The organism is Enterococcus sp. DIV0213h, from assembly GCF_051711285.1.
Lineage (GTDB): Bacteria > Bacillota > Bacilli > Lactobacillales > Enterococcaceae > Enterococcus_D > Enterococcus_D casseliflavus.
The window spans coordinates 223,213-241,438 of record NZ_JBIOMH010000001.1 but is presented as its reverse complement, the minus strand read 5'-3'; the positions used below and the strand labels follow the sequence as shown (position 1 = coordinate 241,438).

Sequence of the window (18,226 nt, the reverse complement as noted above, 5' to 3'; positions counted from 1 at the left end):
AGATCTTCCGCTACATATTCTCCTCGATCGAAGCGCTGCCTGATTTATCCTCGTAATTTCTTCATAAAGTCGATCGATGGTTCATTGGGTACAAGCTGTGCCGTGACGGTGATTCCTTTTGCGGCGATCGCTTCAAAGATCGGCTCTTCTTCTGGCAGCACTTGAATGCTTTTGGTCACTTCCCGTGCGCCTTCTTTGTAGCTCATGTTACCGACGTTGATCGCTTTGATCGGTCCATCTGCTTCAATATAACGCAAAACATCTTGGGGATTTTTGAAAAGTAAAAACAACCGTTGCTTGCCGTAACGACCAGCGCGAATATTCTTGGCTGCAGTTGCCACTGGAAGGACGGAAAGTCGCATCGAAGTTGGCGCTGCCATTCGTAAAGAAGATTTTTGTAATGGGTCTGCGGCGGCTTCATCATTGGCCACGATGATCCGTTGCGTGTTTAAACTGGTGGACCAGATACCCGCAACTTGTCCATGGATCAAGCGCTCATCGATCCGACTATTGACAATATTTTCTTGTCCAGCATACGCACTGTAATCCCCTAGTTCCTCTTGCTTTTCTTCTAAAATTTCTTGTTCTGCCTGGTTCATCCCTGCTTTGACATCAACGATGTTTTCTTTGGCTAAGCAAAGCAGCTCGTTGATCGTCGCTCGTTGATTGACGACTGCCTCGATCACTACGGACAATGTCATTCCAGCGAAAATCGCCACTTTGTCATCCTCTAAATAATTCTTGACTGCAACGTTGCACGGGGTTCCTCCTAATAGATCCGCAATAATCAATGTTGAACCGTTAAGGGCTTTCATTTTCTCGTTCAAATCTTTTTCAAACTGCAGATTGTCACTATCTGGTCGTAATGAAACGGTGTGAACGTTTGCTTGCTGGCCTACGATCATCTCCAGACTGCTTTTGACCCCTTCTGCCATGCCGCCATGACTGATCAATACAATGTTTTCCACTAATTTCCCTCCTACTCCGTAGGTCGCCCTACTTAACATGTTATGTTCCTTGTAAGCATACTATACCACATGGCAAGCCATCCGTAAACCTAATATCTTAACATATTGAATTTTATTTTTTAGGCCTGTACAGACTGGAAAACAACATATTTTCTACAATAATTAAGTGGCAGGAAAGGATTTAACATGTTATGCTTGATGTATTCATATGGAATGGAGGGAAACCACTGTGTTGCCAAAGTATGAGCAGATCAAGCAAGATCTTTTACAAGAAATCAAAGACCATAAATTCATTCCCGGTGATAAGTTTTATTCAGAGGCGGATATCAAGCGGATGTATTCTGTTAGTTCGATCACGGCAGTCAAAGCGTTGAATGAATTGACGAGTGCTGGCTATCTGTATCGCATCCAAGGCAAAGGGACCTTTGTTTCAAAAGCAAAAGTATCTCAGAGTGTGAAGTTTTCCGACATCGAGCTGCATTCACTGGACCAAGAAAAGGTCAAGGTTCTTGCGGTGGAAGAAGGAAATGATCCTGAGATTTTGAAAGAATTAGGCTTGGCTGCCAGTGCTTCCTACTACCGAATCAAACGGGTCCGCTATTTTGGCGATGTTCCTTTCTTGGTTCACATCACTCATCTGCCGAAGAAGCTGATGAAAGAACCGATCGCCAAAAACCTCAACCGGTATGCCAGTGTTTATGAGCGGGTCCGAAAAGACTTTGCGATCGATCTTTTCTCATTGGCTTCTGTTGAAACCAACGAAATCGTCTTTCCTGATGACGCTGAATTGTTGAACTTATTGCAACTGAGCTTCCGAGAGCCTGCGGTCAAACAAGTCAAGCACTCCTATTTAGCAGATGGAAGTGTCGCTGAATACATCGTCAGCTACAAGCATTGGAAATATTTCAAAACAAAAATAGAAGTAGAGCCCGCGTAAATTTGGGTCTCTACTTCTATTTTTTTATTCCACGACAGGTTGATCACAGAAAACGAGTTCCTTGATCTCCACGCCATCGGTTTCAAATACCACGACTTCGTTGCTGCCTTTTTTCAAAAATTCTTTCGGACAGTATAAGGAATGCACGGGGCCACGTTGCCAATAGCGACCAAGATTGGTGCCGTTGACGATAACGACGCCTTTGCCATACCCACGGCAATCGATGAACGTATCTCCTACCTCTGTCAGCGTGAAGGTCGTTTGATAAAAGGAGGGGTGTGTCGGATTTTTTCCTGCTTGATAATCGATGGCTTGTAGCTGCTCTGCGGAAAGCGTCAATGGGTAATGACGATAGCCTTGATGGAAATGAATATCTTGCATGATGCCCCCACGGATGCCTTTGGCTTGTGTAGGTCCATTCAATTTAAAGCCGTAGTTCACGCGCCCTAAGTTTTCTACTAAGACATCTAGCTCGATGGTTTCTTTATCTGGTGTCCCTTGGATCAACAGCTCCTCACCTAGCGTTTCTTGGTATTGGATCGCCTGTAATTGGCCGTCGGTAAAAATATGCAACCGATCGCTAGCTTCTACCACTTTTAATTTGTTTTCTCGATGATAGTTTTTTAACTGAACCGAATAGAGCAAATAGCCGTAGCCTGTACTGGCAGCTTCCATTGTTAGTGGATACATGCTTTCTTGCGGTGCCATCAGCTGGTCTTTGATGGCCAATAACGAGACACTGTTTTCGATGGGAAAGGTTCCTAACGCCGCTAATTGCTTGGTCCGTGGGTTGGCTTGCCACACTTCAGGACAGGCTTCTTTTATGGCTTTTTGTACCTGATAGTATTTGTCGGTAGGTTCTCCTGCTTCTGTCAGTAAAGCATCGTAATCATAGCTGGACACTTGTGGTAGATCCAGCGCTCCCCGAGCGGAACAGCCATTGTAAAAGCCAAAGTTCGTGCCTCCATGGAACATGTAGAGATTCAAGGAGCCGACCGCTAACATCTCTTTGACTTCATTAGCTAAGTCTTGACCGTCTCGCTTGATGATCGGCTCGCCCCAGCGGTTGAACCAGCCATCCCAATATTCCATGCACATGATGGGCCAGTTTTTGCCATGTTTTGCCATAAACTCTTTCATCACAGCCGCATTTTCCTTGGAACGACTGCCGAAATTTCCTGTGACAAAGACGTCGTCTTCAATCAATGTCCCAGCGTCCAAGACTTCTTCCCATGCCCCATCTGAGGTAAACAAGGGTACATCGATGCCGCATTCTTCCATCAACTCTTTGGTCTGGCGCAAATACGCTTTTTCCATTCCATAAGAGCCGTACTCATTTTCCACCTGCATCATGATCACTGGTCCCCCATGGGTGATCTGCAACGGCACAAGCTTTGGCAGCAAGACCTGGAAATAGTTACGCACCTTTGCCATGAAGCGTGGGTCGGTTGAGCGCAACCGCATCGGTTCGTTTAACAGCCAAGCTGGCAGCCCGCCAAATTCCCATTCAGCACAGATGTAGACAGAAGGCCGCAAAATGACCATCAAGCCTAGCGCTTGGGCTTGCTTTACAAAAGCACAGATGTCTTTCATTCCTTCAAAGTCGTAGACTCCTTCACGAGGTTCGTGGAGATTCCAAGGAATGTAGGTCTCAACTGTGTTGGCTCCCAGTGCTTTTAGATTGTAGAGGCTATCTGTCCATTGCGCCGGTGTCATACGGAAATAATGGATCGCTCCGCTGATCAATTTGATTGGTTTTCCATCTAACAAAAAATCTTCTTTTATCTCAAACGTTCGCATGTCGTCTTCCCCTTTACCAGTATCTTTGCCAATTAGGCAATGCCAATCGGATCAATCCTTCTAAATAGAAATAGTCTCCCCAAAGATTGGGTTCATCGATGCCTTTGCCTTCCGCATGAGCATACACACCATGTAGCAATAAGCCCTCATTTTCTGGCACTTGGCTCGCTGCATACTGCTCGCCTAATTGGTAAAGCATCCCTTTAGCGATTTTTTTTGCATCCGGATACGCCCCCATTTTCTCTGCTTCCAACAAGCCACAAGCTGCGATCGCTAAAGCTGAGCTGTCTTTTTCAGCAGGATGTTGGTCGTTAAAATCAAAGTCCCAATACGGCACGAGATCTGCGGGCAAATGAGCTAAGAACACCTCCACGATCTGCGAATAATTTTCTGGAAAAGGTTGACTATGCAAGTAGCTTTCATTCAAAGGAAGCCCTAAAATCGCCCAGCTTTGCCCTCGTGCCCAAATCGACTGATCGCTATTTCCTTGATGCGTCGCCCCGTGACTTGGCTGTCCCGTCTCTGGATCGAAATAGTAGGTATGAAAGGTGGTGGCGTCATTTTTGATGACAGTCTTTCGGACTGTCTGATAATGCTTACTCGCGGCCTCTGCATAACGAGGCTCTCCCGACAATTGGGTTGCTGCAAATAAAAGCGGCAAGTTCAGTAGCGAATCAATAATCAAGCGGTATTCTTGTGGGTCGCCATAAGTGCCCCAAGCTTGAATAAATTCCCCCTTTTCTTGAAAACGTGCCAACAAAACATCTGCTGCTTGAATGACTTCTTGCTTGCAGTGTTCATCGCCAGTGATCTTGTAGCCCGCACCGGCAGATAAGCTATATAAAAATCCAATATCATGATGATCCAATACAAAATGGTCGTCTAAGCGCGTTTGAAAACTGTCGATATTCTCCATTGCTCGAGTCAAAAAGTTCTTCTCTTTGGTCCACTCATAGGCGAGCCACAACATCCCCGTCCAAAAGCCATTGGTCCAATCATCGTTGCCTTTCAGCCGATATTTGCCATTGGTGGCACAGGCTGAAGGAAACTGTGTGCCAAAGCGCTGACTATTTTTTTCGATCTGTTGGATGCACGCGGTGATTTTATCCGCTAACCACACATCGGTCACTTTTTCTCCTAACAGGATCAAGCGTTGTTTGTTCTCTTGCAGACGCATGTTTACCCTCTCCTTAACTTGTTAACATATTAACTGAAATCATTATAACGTAAATGCATAAAAAAAGCGACCTTCCTTCATTGATTCCTAAAAAAAGAGCATGACAACTGCCCACAAATGCAGACCTGTCATGCTCTTGTCCTCTTTTTTTAACAGTTCCAACCAAATACTTCGATTTGTGTAAGAGCTGGAAATGGGGAATCATCCTCTGCTTTTTGCAGCTCTTTATAGGTTAGCTTAGTCGTTTCTTTTTTCGGAAAACGAACTTCTTGAAATGACGCCATATTTGTCGTTTCCACCACCAGCTCTTCTCCATCAGCAAAGACCAAGGTCCCTTTGGTCCAATAGCTATCATGGGGATAATCTGCCCGTAATAGGAAGCGAACCCGATCGATCAAGACAGGACGACCAAAATCAATGGTCAATGCAGCATCGGCTTGCTGATTGATGCCCCAAGAAGCAAACGGATACGAACCGTGGGATCGGTTGCCATATTTTCCATCGATCGCATTCTTGGCAAAAAAGACGGAATCACCTCGCGTCTCCACATTCGCTGAAGCATGAGGATAAACCCCTGTCGCTGACTTTTGATCATGGGCATTGAAAGATAAATTTTGATAATTCGTGATCTCAAACGCATGGGCTTTACGCACCATCAGGTGATGGCGCTGCGAGGCAAAGGCCGTTTCCACCGAGGACTTTCGATGAGATTCCGTCCAAGGGATCTGATATTCCCAAGTGGATTGGGAAAGATAGATCAGTGATGGTGCTAAGGTTTCATCAAGCTGAAGGACATAATACGGATTTTCCCCCGTTACCTCAACGACGATCTTATCCCCTTCCTCATAGAGATAGTTTTTAATGGCTAATACGGCCAAATCATCACCAGAAACTTGAAACGGCGCGGGTTCTTTTTCATGGTCGATGCGACCGACGATCACCTGGTCCTGCTTATTTTTTATTGCTAGCGTAATCATTTGGATCGCTCCTTTCTTTTTCTACGATACCACCGACTAAACAAATCAAACGGTGCTTCCCTGGCAGGATATGTTGTGCTAAGTATGGAAAACTAGTTCTTGGAAAAAAGACGGAGGTATTGGCTTCTGGCTGAACAATACTGGCTTGTTGATAGCCTTCGATGTTGATGATTTGAGAACAAAAGCCGCCTTCACTGACTCGACTCCAGGTCGATCCTGTTTGGGCCTGAGGCAACCGTCCAGTCAGCGGTACACTAAACCCGCCCTCACGGAGGTCCAACGAAATCGTCGTCGTCAACTCGTGCACGCGCACATGCCACTGACCAAAGGGATAAATCTCAGTTTCAATCACTACCTCCTCAAAGGGTGCCCATTGGTAAAAGACCCCTTTTTCCGTCACTCGATAATCCCTGACTGCGCCCTTCGTGCGAAAATAGCTGCCATCTCGAGCAATAGCTAATGTGCTATCGAAGGCGCCTTCGGCATACGTGACGCCAGCTTTCGGCACACTGAAACCAAGTTTGCTCGAATAGACGAATTTGCTGTATTTTGCTTGAGCATGGGCTTGCTGTTCAAGCATCAAGCCTGCAGGATACCCCAACAGATGATGGCTTTTTTCGTTGTGCACCAGCAACATATTGCCTTTTTCAATCCGTTTTTGCGGCTCTCTTTTGATTGGCTCAGGTTCAGCCCGCCAAAAAGGATGCGTTTCTGCGACCGCTAAAAGCAAAAAGGTCTTCAGCCCCCAATAAGGCGAGCCTGGTGCATTGTACCCTTCTGCCATTACATGATTTTCATAGTGGTACCCGATGGACAAGCGACCATCGAAAGTGAAAATTTCTTGTGCCATCCAATTGCGCAAGTGCTTCGCCAGTAGTCCTCGCACCTGTCCCCATGGGATCGCTTCGACGTCTGCGAAAACCAGTGCCGAGAAAAACGCCCCTTGCGCAAACCGATAAGTCAGGCTGCGGCCATAGGGCAAGGCTTCGCCATCTTCATCAAAATAATAGACGAAGTCTTGCGCAAATAGCGTGGCTCGCTCTTTAAAACGCTGCGCCCATTCTGGATCTTCGTCTTGCATAAATGTAGCGTAAATCAAGCCGTAATAATGAAACGCAAAAGGAATGTAGTAATCTCGCTGCGTCGTTTTCCCGTCTACGTACCAACCATCGCCAACGTACATGGAATCGATCAATGCCAACTCTTGGGACAATTCTTCTTTTGCCAATGGTTCCCCACAGTGAAACAAGGCAACGCGTATCAACACTTTGAAGAATGTCCAGTTGTTCTTAGGAATCTTGCACTCAAGTGCTTGGGAAAGCCAAGCCACTAGCTTTCGCTGGTTCTTCTGCGGCAACGCTGTCCAAAAAGCGTCCTTTTGCAACAATAGGGTCAATGACAATGCGGCTGCTTCCACGATGTATTGATCATAATCCGTGATCCTTCCCCAGTAAAACGCGTGTTCAGGATCTGTCCCTGCTATCACTTTTTCTACGTAAGCTGCTCGTAACGGATCATCTGGGCAAACCCTCCAATAAGGCGCCAGCCCCCACAAAGGACGCACAAGCGCTTCCATCTCAGCCCGTGTTCGATCATATACGGCCCCACTGCTACCTAGATTCAATCCTGGATAGTCATCTGCCAAGATCGCTTCTCGCAAAGGAGCGATCATATCTTCCAATGCCCGCTGATAATCCAGACGCGTCAAAAATGGATTCTCTTTGATTGCCATTTGCTTCATACGCCATCTCCTTCTGTCAATTTACAGAACAGAATAGCAAGCAACGGCTTTTTTATCAAGCGATCTTCTACTGGCAATACTGCTGAAAAATGAGAAAAGATTTCGAGGGATTTTTGACTTAACCTGTTAACAAAAAAAGAGGAATTGAAGCTATGGGAAAGTGATTGGAGAAATGGTGAAAGTTAACTGGTGTAAAATTAAGAAAATGTGATAAACCATGAGAATATTTGGATGAAAATTTAATGCTAGGATTTTTTAAGGACAATCTTAAACATAACTTACTTTCGTCATATAGAATTTTGTTCGAACTAAATTTGAAATTATCCATTCTATATAAAACAAATGTGAACACTCTATTTTTAAACCGCCATGTACAGACAATAATAACTTTTTTAATAAGATATCATGCAACGTAACTACCGATAAAATAAAAGAAGGGAAAAAGGAGTGAATTTCTCCATTAATTTTTCGGACCTCTTGTAAAGCTAACATGTGATTTATTTACTACAAAAATAACTAATGGATATTGTGATGTTCCTAAATATTGTACTGGGCCATAGAAATATAATACGGCGACAATTTGGTTTACAATCGGATTTAATGAATATAAAGAAAAATCCAGAACAGAATTTATTTCTGCTCCAGATCTAAATTATATTCCCTATAAAATTCTAATCCACATTCCCCAAATAATTCTGTTTGTTTCAAAACGACTGATATTCTTTATTAATATTGCTTTTCATGAATCTTTTTATCCTGTAATACTTCTTCAATCAACGCATCGATTTTGGGATCCTGTAGATAGTTAGACAATCCAATGATTCGAGCACTCGGATGAGTCCTTCTTGTCCGCTCTTCTAAATCACGATGAACAACTATCAAATCACTAGTTTCTGGTACATCCTCAATACGGTAGTTTTTAACCTCAATATGTTCGATCCCTAGTTTTTGCAGCTTTCTCTTGAACGTTGTCGCTCCCATCGCACTGGATCCCATTCCAGCATCGCAAGCAAAAGAAATCTTAGTAAAACTTATAGAGCTTTGTTCGTTATTTGCATTTTCTTTTTGCTTTAATAAAGCTTTTCCTTCAGCCTTCATTTGCTTTGATTTTTCTAAATTCGCTTCAAACTCATCAGTATCCACTGTATGTTTTTTATCCGCCTTCAGAATAATCATTGTGATTAAGAAAGATACAATCGTTCCAACAAGCACACCTAAGATTACACCTAAGTAATTCCCTCTTGGTGTCAAAGCTAAATAAGAAAAAATTGAACCTGGACTAGGTCCCGCAACCAATCCCACACCCAACATTTGAAACGTTGCTGTTCCAGCCATACCACCCGCTATCATTGCTAAAATAGTTATCGGCTTCATCAGTACATACGGGAAATACATTTCATGGATACCACCTAAGAAATGAATAATAATTGCTCCTGGAGCAGTACGCTTTGCTGCTTTTTGCCCAAAAAAGGTATAAGCCAAAAGTAGTCCTAAACCTGGTCCAGGATTTGAAGCAACCATAAAGTAAATTGATTTCCCAGCTTCTAAAGTTTGTTGCATCCCTAACGGATAGTAAATCCCTTGATCGATAACATTATTCAAAAATAATACTTTTGCTGGTTCATTGATTAAAGATAATAGCGGTAGAAAGCCAGTAGCTACCAAAGCTTCTACAGCATTTGTAACACCTAAGTTTAGCCCTTCGATAACTGGTCCAATCACTCTGTATGATAAAATCATCAAGCAAAAACCAATAATCCCTATAGTAAAATTGTTAACCACCATCTCAAAGCCCGCAGGAATCCGATCTTCTAAAAACTTATCTGTTTTTTTCATGATCCAACCACCCAGAGGTCCTACGATCATTGCCCCTAAGAACATTGGAATCTCAGCTCCAATTATGACACCCATCGTTCCAATAGCTCCCAGAACAGCTCCTCTTTCGCCTCCGACCATTCGACCGCCCGTATAAGCTAAAAGTAAAGGCAATAAATAAGTGATACTTGGACCAACCAGTTCGTTCAATGAGTCGTTGGGAAACCACCCCGTAGGAATAAATAGTGCCGTTATAATTCCCCAAGCAATAAATGCACCAATGTTTGGTAAGACCATGTTTGTTAAAAAGCCACCAAACGCTTGAACTTTCGCCCTTAACGAAACTTTTTCGTTTACCATTTCTGTCATAATTTTACCTCCTTTTCTAATCGCCTAGTTCTCATCTAACTGTTGAGCAAACACCTGTAAAACTTGCTCCTCGGTCGTAGCCTCTTTTAATAATTGGACTGTTGCAGCTTCCATCAATGCCTCACCCAAATCTGCTAAAAGTTCCAAATGTCCATCATTCGTGTCAGCAGAAAGGACAAAAAATAAGAAAACCGGTTCATTTCCTGGGAAAAAGACAGGACTAGTCGTTTTCATAAAACTAATTCCCGTTTTGAGTGCACCGTACTCATGGCGCGCATGAGGCATAGCCACTTCTGGTAAAATAATTATATAATTCCCATTATCAAGCACATTATTTATCATCGCCTCAATGTATTCCTCATTAATAAACTTCTTCTCCAATAATGGTTTTGCTGCTATTTGAATAGCTTCTTGCCAATCAGATATGCTCTCTCGAAACTGAATATTATTTTTTAGGACTTCTTGTATCATATGTTTCGTCTCCTCCTTCCATAAAAGAAAAAACTTGGTTGAGATTCTCTTTTACTTGAACGTAAGCACCAGCAATTTCTTGTGCGACTAATGGCGGCACCTTAGAAATATGGCAAATTGCGTCTTGTATACCCATCTCTTGAATCATTCTTTGCATTTGAACAGCCTCTACATCCTCTTCGTTCTCATAAAGATAAGCTGCCGCTATAATAAACTTCCCGAAAGAATTAGCTAGTCCCCGCTCCTCTAAGGCCATGACTGGACCTACTAACCGATCATATCTTTCTAACTTCCGAATTGGCGATCTGCCAACTCTAGCAACATCATCTGAAATAGCAGGATTTCCGTGTCTTTCAATCGTTTTATCAATAAAATGAGTTAACTCGGATTCAGACATAGGGTAACTTTTTAGAAAATACTGCTTGTTTTCATTTAGAAACTTCCTGACTATTAAGCAACATTCTTGATCACGAATGGCATCTTGTATAGTTGAAAACCCCAATAACCTACCTAAGTAAGCGAATGCTGCATGTTCAGCATTGACAATAAACAATTTTCTCTCAATAAAAGGTTTCATTTCTTGAACGAGGGTCACATTCATCAATTGAAATTTTTGATTTGGATTTAAGGCAGTTTGATCGATCACCCACTCATAGTATGGTTCGACAACTGCAATAGGACGATCATTCTCAAATTTTGACAATGCCTGTCTATCGATTGCTGTGTTTACAAAATAAGCAATACTCGTAATTTCTTCCCATTCTTTGTCCGAGCATAGTCGCTTAATTGCATCCCTTAAAATATCACTGGCATTTATTACATTTTCATTTGCTAAAACATTAATTTTATTTCCATCCGAATACCGCTTGAGCATAGCGCTCTTCAGCACTGGAGCAATATATTTTAAGTTTCCTGCTCCAACTGAAGTCGTAATCAAATCACAATCAATTAACTCATCAATTACTTTTTCCGTATCGTTGCTATTGATTGCGGATACTTGATCAATCCAGAATTGTGTTTGCATTTCGTCTAATACCTCTATGAAATACCCTTGATCCAAATTGATTTGATCAATAACTTCTTGGTTGGTATCAACAAAAACTAGACTAAAACCGCTATTCCTTAAAACCTGACCAATAAAACCACGACCAATATTTCCAGCGCCAAAATGAACAGCTTTCATCGAACTCACCTACTCTAAATTTGCATGATACTGCCACAAACTTGGCATATCAATTTGAGCTTCTTCAATCATCATCAAAGCGACCGTGTCACCTAGCAATAATAAGCATTGTTCAAAGAGACTTGTCATAGGTTGAACAGAAGCAACTTCATCTGAAAGACTCAACTTACTTTGTACAGGAATTCGAACAAATAAGTCGGCGATGCTCTTCATTGAACTATCAGGATTTGAGCCAATATGAACAACTCTTGCAGAAAAACTCTTTGCTTTTTTGGCAATTGAAAGCGGAAATAGGCTTTCGCCACTTCCTGATCCCACAATTAACAAGTCTTCAGAAGTAATTGCGGGTTCAGTGATTTGACCAACAATAATCGTTTCGACCCCTAGATGAGCTAACCGTTTAGCGATTGATTGCAAGGAGAGTAGGACACGTCCTACACCGACAAAAAATACTCGCTTAGCGCTCTTGATTTCCATGATCAATTCTTCTATCTGTTTTTCAGAAATCAAACGCAATGTGCTTGCGATTTCTGAAACAATTTTTTCTTCAGTTTTTAAATAATTCATTATTGCCCTCCTAGTGTTTGTCCTGTTTCCACGGCTTCCCAAACCAATCGTCGATTTTCTGCTAAACTATTTTCTTTGATAAACAAACTTGTACTCCCTAAGACAAGATTATCAGCCCCTGCATAAACAAGTTCCGCAATACTTTCTAAAGAAACACGCCCATCCACTTGAATAGAGGTAGATAACCCCTTAGATTCAATCATATGCTTTAGTTTAGTAATTTTTTGAGTAGCATAAGGTACTTGTTTTTCATTCTTGTTTGTTGCAAAACCGGGATTTATCAACATTAAGCAAATCATATCTAATTCCTCAATAATGGCATCTAAAACTGATAAAGAAGTACCAGGATTTAACGCGATCGCTGCTCTGGCTCCGGCATCTTTGATCAAACGGACATAACGATCAATGTGTAAACTTGTCTCATAATGGAAAGTAATATTCTGAACCCCAATAGCGAGCATTTCTTTTATAAAGTACTCATTATTCATAGCCATAATATGAATATCAAAATCTAGCTTGGTAATTTCTCTCATTCGTTTGATCGTTTCGATACCCAGTGGCATGCTCGGACTAAATGCGCCGTCGATAACATCGATATGCAGTGTATCAATGCCGATTTCTTCCAATTCCTTTACACTAGACGCTAAATTAACTAAATCTGCACACATAACAGAAGGTGAAAGTACTATTTTCTTCATTTTTTTGCTCCTTTTTTTAAATTTAAGCTTATTGTAAACGCTTATAAACGCACTTGTCAACACTTTGTTGCATTTTTAATGCCTATTTTAGCGTTTATGTGCACGTTTTTGTTGTATTATTAATAATTACGCTATTTAAATTGTCAAAAACATGCATCCATGAGAAAATAAATTGAGGTGATTATATGCTAAAAGAGGAACGGAAACAAAAGATTTTAGAATTGTTGGATTTAGAACAAAAAGTAATTGCCAGCGACTTAAGTCTTCGTTTTAATGTTTCAGAAGATACTATTCGAAGAGATTTGAAGGAGCTCGACAATCAAGGATTACTCAAACGTGTACATAGCGGTGCTTTACGTGTAGGGCCACCACTTACAGATTTTCACTTTCGTGAACAATTATTTAGTGAAAAGAAAGAAAGCTTAGCTACAAAAGCTCTTCCTTTTCTGAAAGAAGATACGGTAATCATTATTGATGGCAGTACAACAAATCTTGCGTTTGTCAGGAAAATCCCCCATGATTTTCGTGCAACGATCATTACAAATAGCCCACCAATTGCAGTCTCGTTAGCACAGCATCGAAATATTGAGGTCATTAGTTTAGGCGGGATCTTATATAAACACTCAATGATCAACTTAGGAGTGCAAACGTACAAAGATTTAGATAAAATACGTGCCGATCTTTATATTATGGGCATATATAATATTGATATTGATACTGGTATTAGTGTGCCCACTGTACAAGAAGCCGAAATCAAAAGTAAAATGGTTTCTATATCAACAGAAGTTCTCTCCATGATTACGAATGATAAATTCGGTACAGTAAGTAACCAAATCGTAGGGCCCGTCGATGATATTAGTTTTTTGATTTCTGAAAATATTCCTGAGAAAATTAAAAGAGAATACAGCAAAAGTAAAATGGTCCTGATTGATTAGGAGCTTCTACTTTACGAACCAACACGTTTAAAAACCGATGAATCACAAATACGCGACAGCAGTTGAAAATGCTGTCGCGTGCTTTTTGGCTTCTGCTTTGAAAGAGTCCGACAAGAGGAAACTTTCCGCTTTTAAAGTTTATCTGATCTTTTCTATTTTTATACTTCGTAAACGAACTAGTAATTCACAGCCTTTTTTATAATTCATCTCCATTAGAAGCAATCACTTTCTTGTACCAATAAAATGAGTCTTTCCGATAACGAGCCAAACTTCCTTGTCCTTGGTCATCTTGATCCACATAGATAAAGCCGTAGCGTTTTGACATTTGAGAAGTTCCGCAACTGATCAGATCAATGCAGCCCCATGGCGTGTATCCCATGAGATCAACACCGTCTCTAACGGCTTCGCGCATTTGTTCAATGTGTTTTTTTAAATAATCGATTCGATACGCATCGTGAACTTCCCCATTGACTAACTCATCTTTCGCTCCTAATCCATTTTCACAAACAAATAAAGGTTTTTGGAAACGATCATATAATTTGATCAATGATATTCTTAACCCAATTGGATCAATTGGCCAGTCCCATTGAGAGAGCTCTAAATATTCATTTTTAATTGGGCTATCAAAAGTACCTGCTAATTTAGAAGCATCTTCTCTAGCCTCCGCAACATGAGACATATAATAACTAATGGCCACAAAGTCCACTGTCCCCTCTTGAAGGATAGCCGCATCTTCTGGTCGGATATCGATGGACAAGTCATTCTCTGAAAAGTAGCTATAAATATAGCTAGGATAATACCCCCGTGCTTGAACATCTGGATAAAACATATTCAACTGATTGGATTTCACCGCTTGCAGTTGATCTTCTGGCTTTGTTGTATGCGCATATGCTTCTATTTGATTGATCATACACCCAATCTTTACATCAGGAATAATTTCTTTCGCAGCTTTTACAGCCAATGCGCTTGCCAAGAATTGATGGTGAGACGCTTGATATGCCGCTTGCAATGAATCATCCACTAAATCTTCTAAGATCCCCGCCCCTGTATATAAGCTATTAAGATTCATATTCATTTCATTGAACGTGATCCAATACTTCACCTTATTTTTATAGCGTTCAAGAATGACTCGGGCATACTTCTCAAACAAGGGAACTAGCTCACGACTGATCCATCCGTTGTACTTCTTCGTCAGCTCGATCGGCATTTCATAATGTGACATCGTTACCAAAGGCTCAATACCATATTTCGCACACTCATCGAAAACAGCATCATAAAAAGCTAGTCCTGATTCATTCGGCTCATCTTCAAGTCCCGTGGGGAAAATCCTCGCCCATGAGATTGATAAGCGAAAACATTTAAATCCCATTTCTGCAAATAAAGCAATATCTTCTTTGTACCGATGGTAAAAATCAATGCCCCAACGTTTTGGGAAAAGATAATATTCAGGATGCATCGTATACTCAGCTAACTCTTTTGAAGTAACGTTAAAAGTAAAATTATTTACTTTTCCAGAAGCATATGGGTCTTTGTATGCAGCAAAATCTGAAGTCGATAATCCTTTTCCGCCTTCTAAATAGGCACCTTCGATTTGGTTAGCAGCGGTAGCTCCTCCCCATAAAAAATCATCTTTAAGTCCTGTAAATTTTTTCATTATTTTTCTCTCCTTTTCTATTATTGGATGCACATCATCAAGCGCGATGTCGTTGACTCCACTTGCCTATCACCAGTAATGATCACGTCTAAAAATTCTGAGCTATTGGTCACAATGATCATTGTTGTTAGATCATACCCACTTCTAGCTATTTTTTCTAAATCGAACCTAATGATGGGTTGTCCTTTTTCGACTGTTTCGTCTGCTGCAACAAGATAATCAAAAGATTCGCCTTGCAGCTTGACGGTATCGATCCCAACATGGATCAAAAGATCGACACCTTCTTCTGAACGTATTCCTACCGCATGCTTCGTCGGAGTCATCATCGTGATTTTCCCAGAAAATGGTGCGTAGACTACGCCTTCTTCTGGAAAAATTGCTACTCCTTTTCCCATTAGTCCTGTTGAAAATGTCTCATCTGTAACGGTCGCTAAATCTCTGACCTCGCCTTTCATAGGAGAATAAACTTCAATCGGATATTTGGTTTCAACTGGAGTATTGGTCATTTTTTCTGATGCTTTTTCTGATGCTTCTTCTTCAAATCCCAAAAACATTGTTAGAACAAACGAAACGACAAAACTAGCGATATAACCGATCAGCGCATAAATAAAATTATTCGAATCCTGAATAATGTATGTTGGTAAAGCAGTAATACCAGGAATAGAAAATGCGGTCACTTTGACAGCAAAAAAGCCAAAAATCGTTCCTCCTACAGCGCCACCTGCCAATGAGGCATAGAAAGGTTTCTTCAAGCGCAACGTTACGCCATAGATAGCTGGTTCAGTAATTCCGAAAATTGCAGGAATCAGAGTAGAAAATGCCAAAGATTTCGTGGTCGCTTTTTTCGCCTTCAAAGCTACCCCTAAAACAGCTCCAGCCTGTGCACTATTCGCAACCAAATTCATCGGCAAAAGCATAATATCGTAGCCTAATTTTTGAAGACTAGCAAATGTTCCAGGAAAGAAAGCATAATGCATACCTGTTATGACGATCAGCGGCATCAGACCTCCCATCAACAAGCCCGCTAAAGGACCTGCAACGGTGAACAACGTGGTAAAGATTTCTTCTAAATATTTACCTAAAAAATTTCCTAGTGGTGCAACGATCGCTAATAGAATCGGTGCCGTGACTAGTAAGGTCAACATTGGACTAAAAACGATGTTAACTGTTTTAGGAACTACTCGATCCATCCATTTATTGATATAGCTCATAAGAAGTACACCTAAAATAATCGGTAATACCGTAGAAGAATAGTTATTTAATGGAATGGCTAGACCAAATAACGATAATGCACTTCCTCCTTCTGCTGCACCATTGATCAGCGTGGGATACATGAGGATCGCTGCTAACGCAGCAGCCAGTGACTCTTTCGTCTGAAATTTTCTAGCTGCTGTGATAGCAACAAAGAAAGGCAAGAAGTAAAATACCGCATCTGAGAAGATGTTCAATACTTCATAGGCTGAGCTCTCTGGTGAAAGCCACCCAACTACAACGAATAATGCCATGAGACCTTTGATCAAACCTGACCCGATGATTGCAGGCATCAGTGGCGTGAAGATTCCACTGATCACATCGAAAATTTTATCCAAGAAGTTCATTTTCTTATTCGAAGACCCTTCCTTAGTAGCCTCTTCCCCTATTTGATCGGCAACTTCTTTGTAGACTTCAGCCACCTTGGCACCAATGATCACTTGATATTGCCCCCCACTAAATTGACTGCCGATCACTCCTGCTAATTCATTGATCTCATTCTTTTTTACTTTCGAATCATCTATCAAGTTAAATCGTAAACGGGTGATGCAATGCCAGCTATGGGATATGTTACTTTTTCCACCAACTAAGGCAATGATTTTTTTCGCTAATTCTTTATTTTCCATTGTTGCTCCTCCTTTACTAAAGAAAAAGCCCAAGTGAAAAAACTTCCACTTAGGCTTATGCTCTTTTCTAGATAACACACCTTATCTTTATTTAGTTGTAATTCGTTCAATATGAATGACTAAATATACCAATTCATCCTCAGAGATTTTCCAATGGTAATCTCTATCTAGCATATCTTTAATGAGCAGACCACAAGCATAACTTTTCATATATCGTTCCTGAATCAGTTCCCGTATTTGCTCGTCCATCTTCAACGACGTTTTTTTGTTTTTTTGGCGCATAATGAAATAACGAATATGAGTAATAAATCGTGAATAATCTGCTGTTGTTTTATCTAAGACTGTTCCATAAAGGGTTTGGACGATTTTAACGATTTTTTTGATCACTTCTGTTATTTGCAATGTATCCGCCATATTCGACTGATCAATCTGTCCATTCACAAAATGAAGCGCAATAAATGCTGCTTCCTCTGGCAATAAGTGCACAGCTAACTCTTGTTGAATAAGTGCCAACGCTTGCTTACCGATTTGATATTCTTTGTAATATAGATGAGGAATTTCCCATTTGATGGGATTTTCATTTTCTACCGAATTGTTCAACGAAAAAGTTAAATGGTCTGCTAAAGAAAACAACAATCCGGTCCCAAACTTTTGATTTAATTCTGCTTCCCCAAGATCAATGATTTTTGCTGCAATACTTAATACTTCCGGCGTATAATTCTCTATCTTATGGCTATGCTGCTCCTCTTCATTGGGAGTAAAAATTTTACTGATCAATGTTTCATCAACCATGTCTCCACGTTTCTTTTTAAACCCAATTCCTGTCCCAAATAAAACTTTCTCAGTCCCTTGATCATCTCGTACCAAAACAATATTGTTATTCAGTGTTTTTACTATAGTCATCATTTCCACCTCCTTAAAGACAAAAAAACACCAAACCTAAAACGAAGCTTCCTGCGCTGTTACGCGAAGAATAACTTTGCTTTTGGACTTGGTGGTGCCTGACTTGTTTATCAGTAACACTCCTGCATCTTTGACAACATCGTACTATCTACAA

Annotated in this window: 15 protein-coding genes; 2 read left to right on the top strand and 13 right to left on the bottom strand. The window is 41.0% G+C overall.

The genetic code is table 11. The features are described 5' to 3' along the window. Positions 1-44: 44 nt before the first annotated feature. Positions 45-1,007 (bottom strand): PTS mannose/fructose/sorbose transporter subunit IIAB, encoded by a 963-nt coding sequence (locus tag IGI77_RS01115; protein ID WP_438769253.1) that lies wholly within the window; start codon positions 1,005-1,007, stop codon positions 45-47. Positions 1,008-1,197: 190 nt separating this feature from the next. Between IGI77_RS01115 and IGI77_RS01110 the strand changes: the two genes are divergently transcribed. After that, positions 1,198-1,905, top strand: a complete 708-nt coding sequence (locus IGI77_RS01110; protein ID WP_060791605.1) for a GntR family transcriptional regulator — start codon at positions 1,198-1,200, stop codon at positions 1,903-1,905. Positions 1,906-1,929: 24 nt separating this feature from the next. Here IGI77_RS01110 and IGI77_RS01105 read toward each other — a convergent pair whose 3' ends face one another. From IGI77_RS01105 to IGI77_RS01065, 9 genes are all read right to left on the bottom strand, one after another. Next, positions 1,930-3,705, bottom strand: coding sequence for a glycoside hydrolase family 35 protein (locus IGI77_RS01105; protein WP_438769252.1), 1,776 nt, complete (start codon positions 3,703-3,705; stop codon positions 1,930-1,932). 13 nt (positions 3,706-3,718) lie between these two features. Continuing rightward, on the bottom strand, positions 3,719-4,882 hold the full coding sequence (locus tag IGI77_RS01100; RefSeq protein WP_438769251.1) for a glycoside hydrolase family 88 protein: 1,164 nt from the start codon (positions 4,880-4,882) through the stop codon (positions 3,719-3,721). A 149-nt stretch (positions 4,883-5,031) separates the two neighbouring features. Then, entirely contained in the window at positions 5,032-5,859 is an 828-nt protein-coding gene (locus IGI77_RS01095) for a hypothetical protein (RefSeq protein ID WP_438769250.1), read from the bottom strand. After that, positions 5,834-7,600, bottom strand: coding sequence for a DUF2264 domain-containing protein (locus IGI77_RS01090; protein WP_438769249.1), 1,767 nt, complete (start codon positions 7,598-7,600; stop codon positions 5,834-5,836). The genes IGI77_RS01095 and IGI77_RS01090 overlap by 26 nt, the downstream gene beginning before the upstream one ends. 726 nt (positions 7,601-8,326) lie before the next feature. After that, a complete protein-coding gene (locus IGI77_RS01085; RefSeq protein ID WP_368742019.1) occupies positions 8,327-9,784 on the bottom strand; it encodes a PTS mannitol transporter subunit IICB in 1,458 nt (485 codons plus the stop codon). Between the two features lie 24 nt (positions 9,785-9,808). After that, positions 9,809-10,255 (bottom strand): PTS sugar transporter subunit IIA, encoded by a 447-nt coding sequence (locus IGI77_RS01080; protein ID WP_368742020.1) that lies wholly within the window; start codon positions 10,253-10,255, stop codon positions 9,809-9,811. Continuing rightward, the gene (locus IGI77_RS01075; protein ID WP_438769248.1) at positions 10,230-11,438 is read right to left on the bottom strand and encodes a mannitol-1-phosphate 5-dehydrogenase; all 1,209 of its coding nucleotides are present in this window, start codon (positions 11,436-11,438) and stop codon (positions 10,230-10,232) included. The genes IGI77_RS01080 and IGI77_RS01075 overlap by 26 nt, the downstream gene beginning before the upstream one ends. A gap of 9 nt (positions 11,439-11,447) precedes the next feature. Then, positions 11,448-12,005: a 6-phospho-3-hexuloisomerase gene (gene hxlB, locus IGI77_RS01070; protein WP_438769246.1), complete on the bottom strand. Its 558-nt coding sequence runs from the start codon at positions 12,003-12,005 to the stop codon at positions 11,448-11,450. Next, complete coding sequence (locus tag IGI77_RS01065; RefSeq protein ID WP_438769245.1) at positions 12,005-12,703, bottom strand: ribulose-phosphate 3-epimerase; 699 nt, start codon at positions 12,701-12,703, stop codon at positions 12,005-12,007. The genes hxlB and IGI77_RS01065 overlap by 1 nt, the downstream gene beginning before the upstream one ends. A 185-nt stretch (positions 12,704-12,888) precedes the next feature. Between IGI77_RS01065 and IGI77_RS01060 the strand changes: the two genes are divergently transcribed. Then, complete coding sequence (locus IGI77_RS01060) at positions 12,889-13,638, top strand: DeoR/GlpR family DNA-binding transcription regulator (RefSeq protein ID WP_368742024.1); 750 nt, start codon at positions 12,889-12,891, stop codon at positions 13,636-13,638. A gap of 196 nt (positions 13,639-13,834) precedes the next feature. Here the strand turns inward: IGI77_RS01060 and IGI77_RS01055 are convergent, their stop codons facing one another. The 3 genes from IGI77_RS01055 to IGI77_RS01045 form a co-directional block, all read right to left on the bottom strand. Beyond that, entirely contained in the window at positions 13,835-15,292 is a 1,458-nt protein-coding gene (locus tag IGI77_RS01055; protein ID WP_438769244.1) for a glycoside hydrolase family 1 protein, read from the bottom strand. A gap of 20 nt (positions 15,293-15,312) precedes the next feature. Then, on the bottom strand, positions 15,313-17,169 hold the full coding sequence (locus IGI77_RS01050; protein ID WP_438769243.1) for a beta-glucoside-specific PTS transporter subunit IIABC: 1,857 nt from the start codon (positions 17,167-17,169) through the stop codon (positions 15,313-15,315). 87 nt (positions 17,170-17,256) lie between these two features. After that, positions 17,257-18,072: a PRD domain-containing protein gene (locus tag IGI77_RS01045; protein WP_270788007.1), complete on the bottom strand. Its 816-nt coding sequence runs from the start codon at positions 18,070-18,072 to the stop codon at positions 17,257-17,259. Positions 18,073-18,226: the final 154 nt, after the last annotated feature.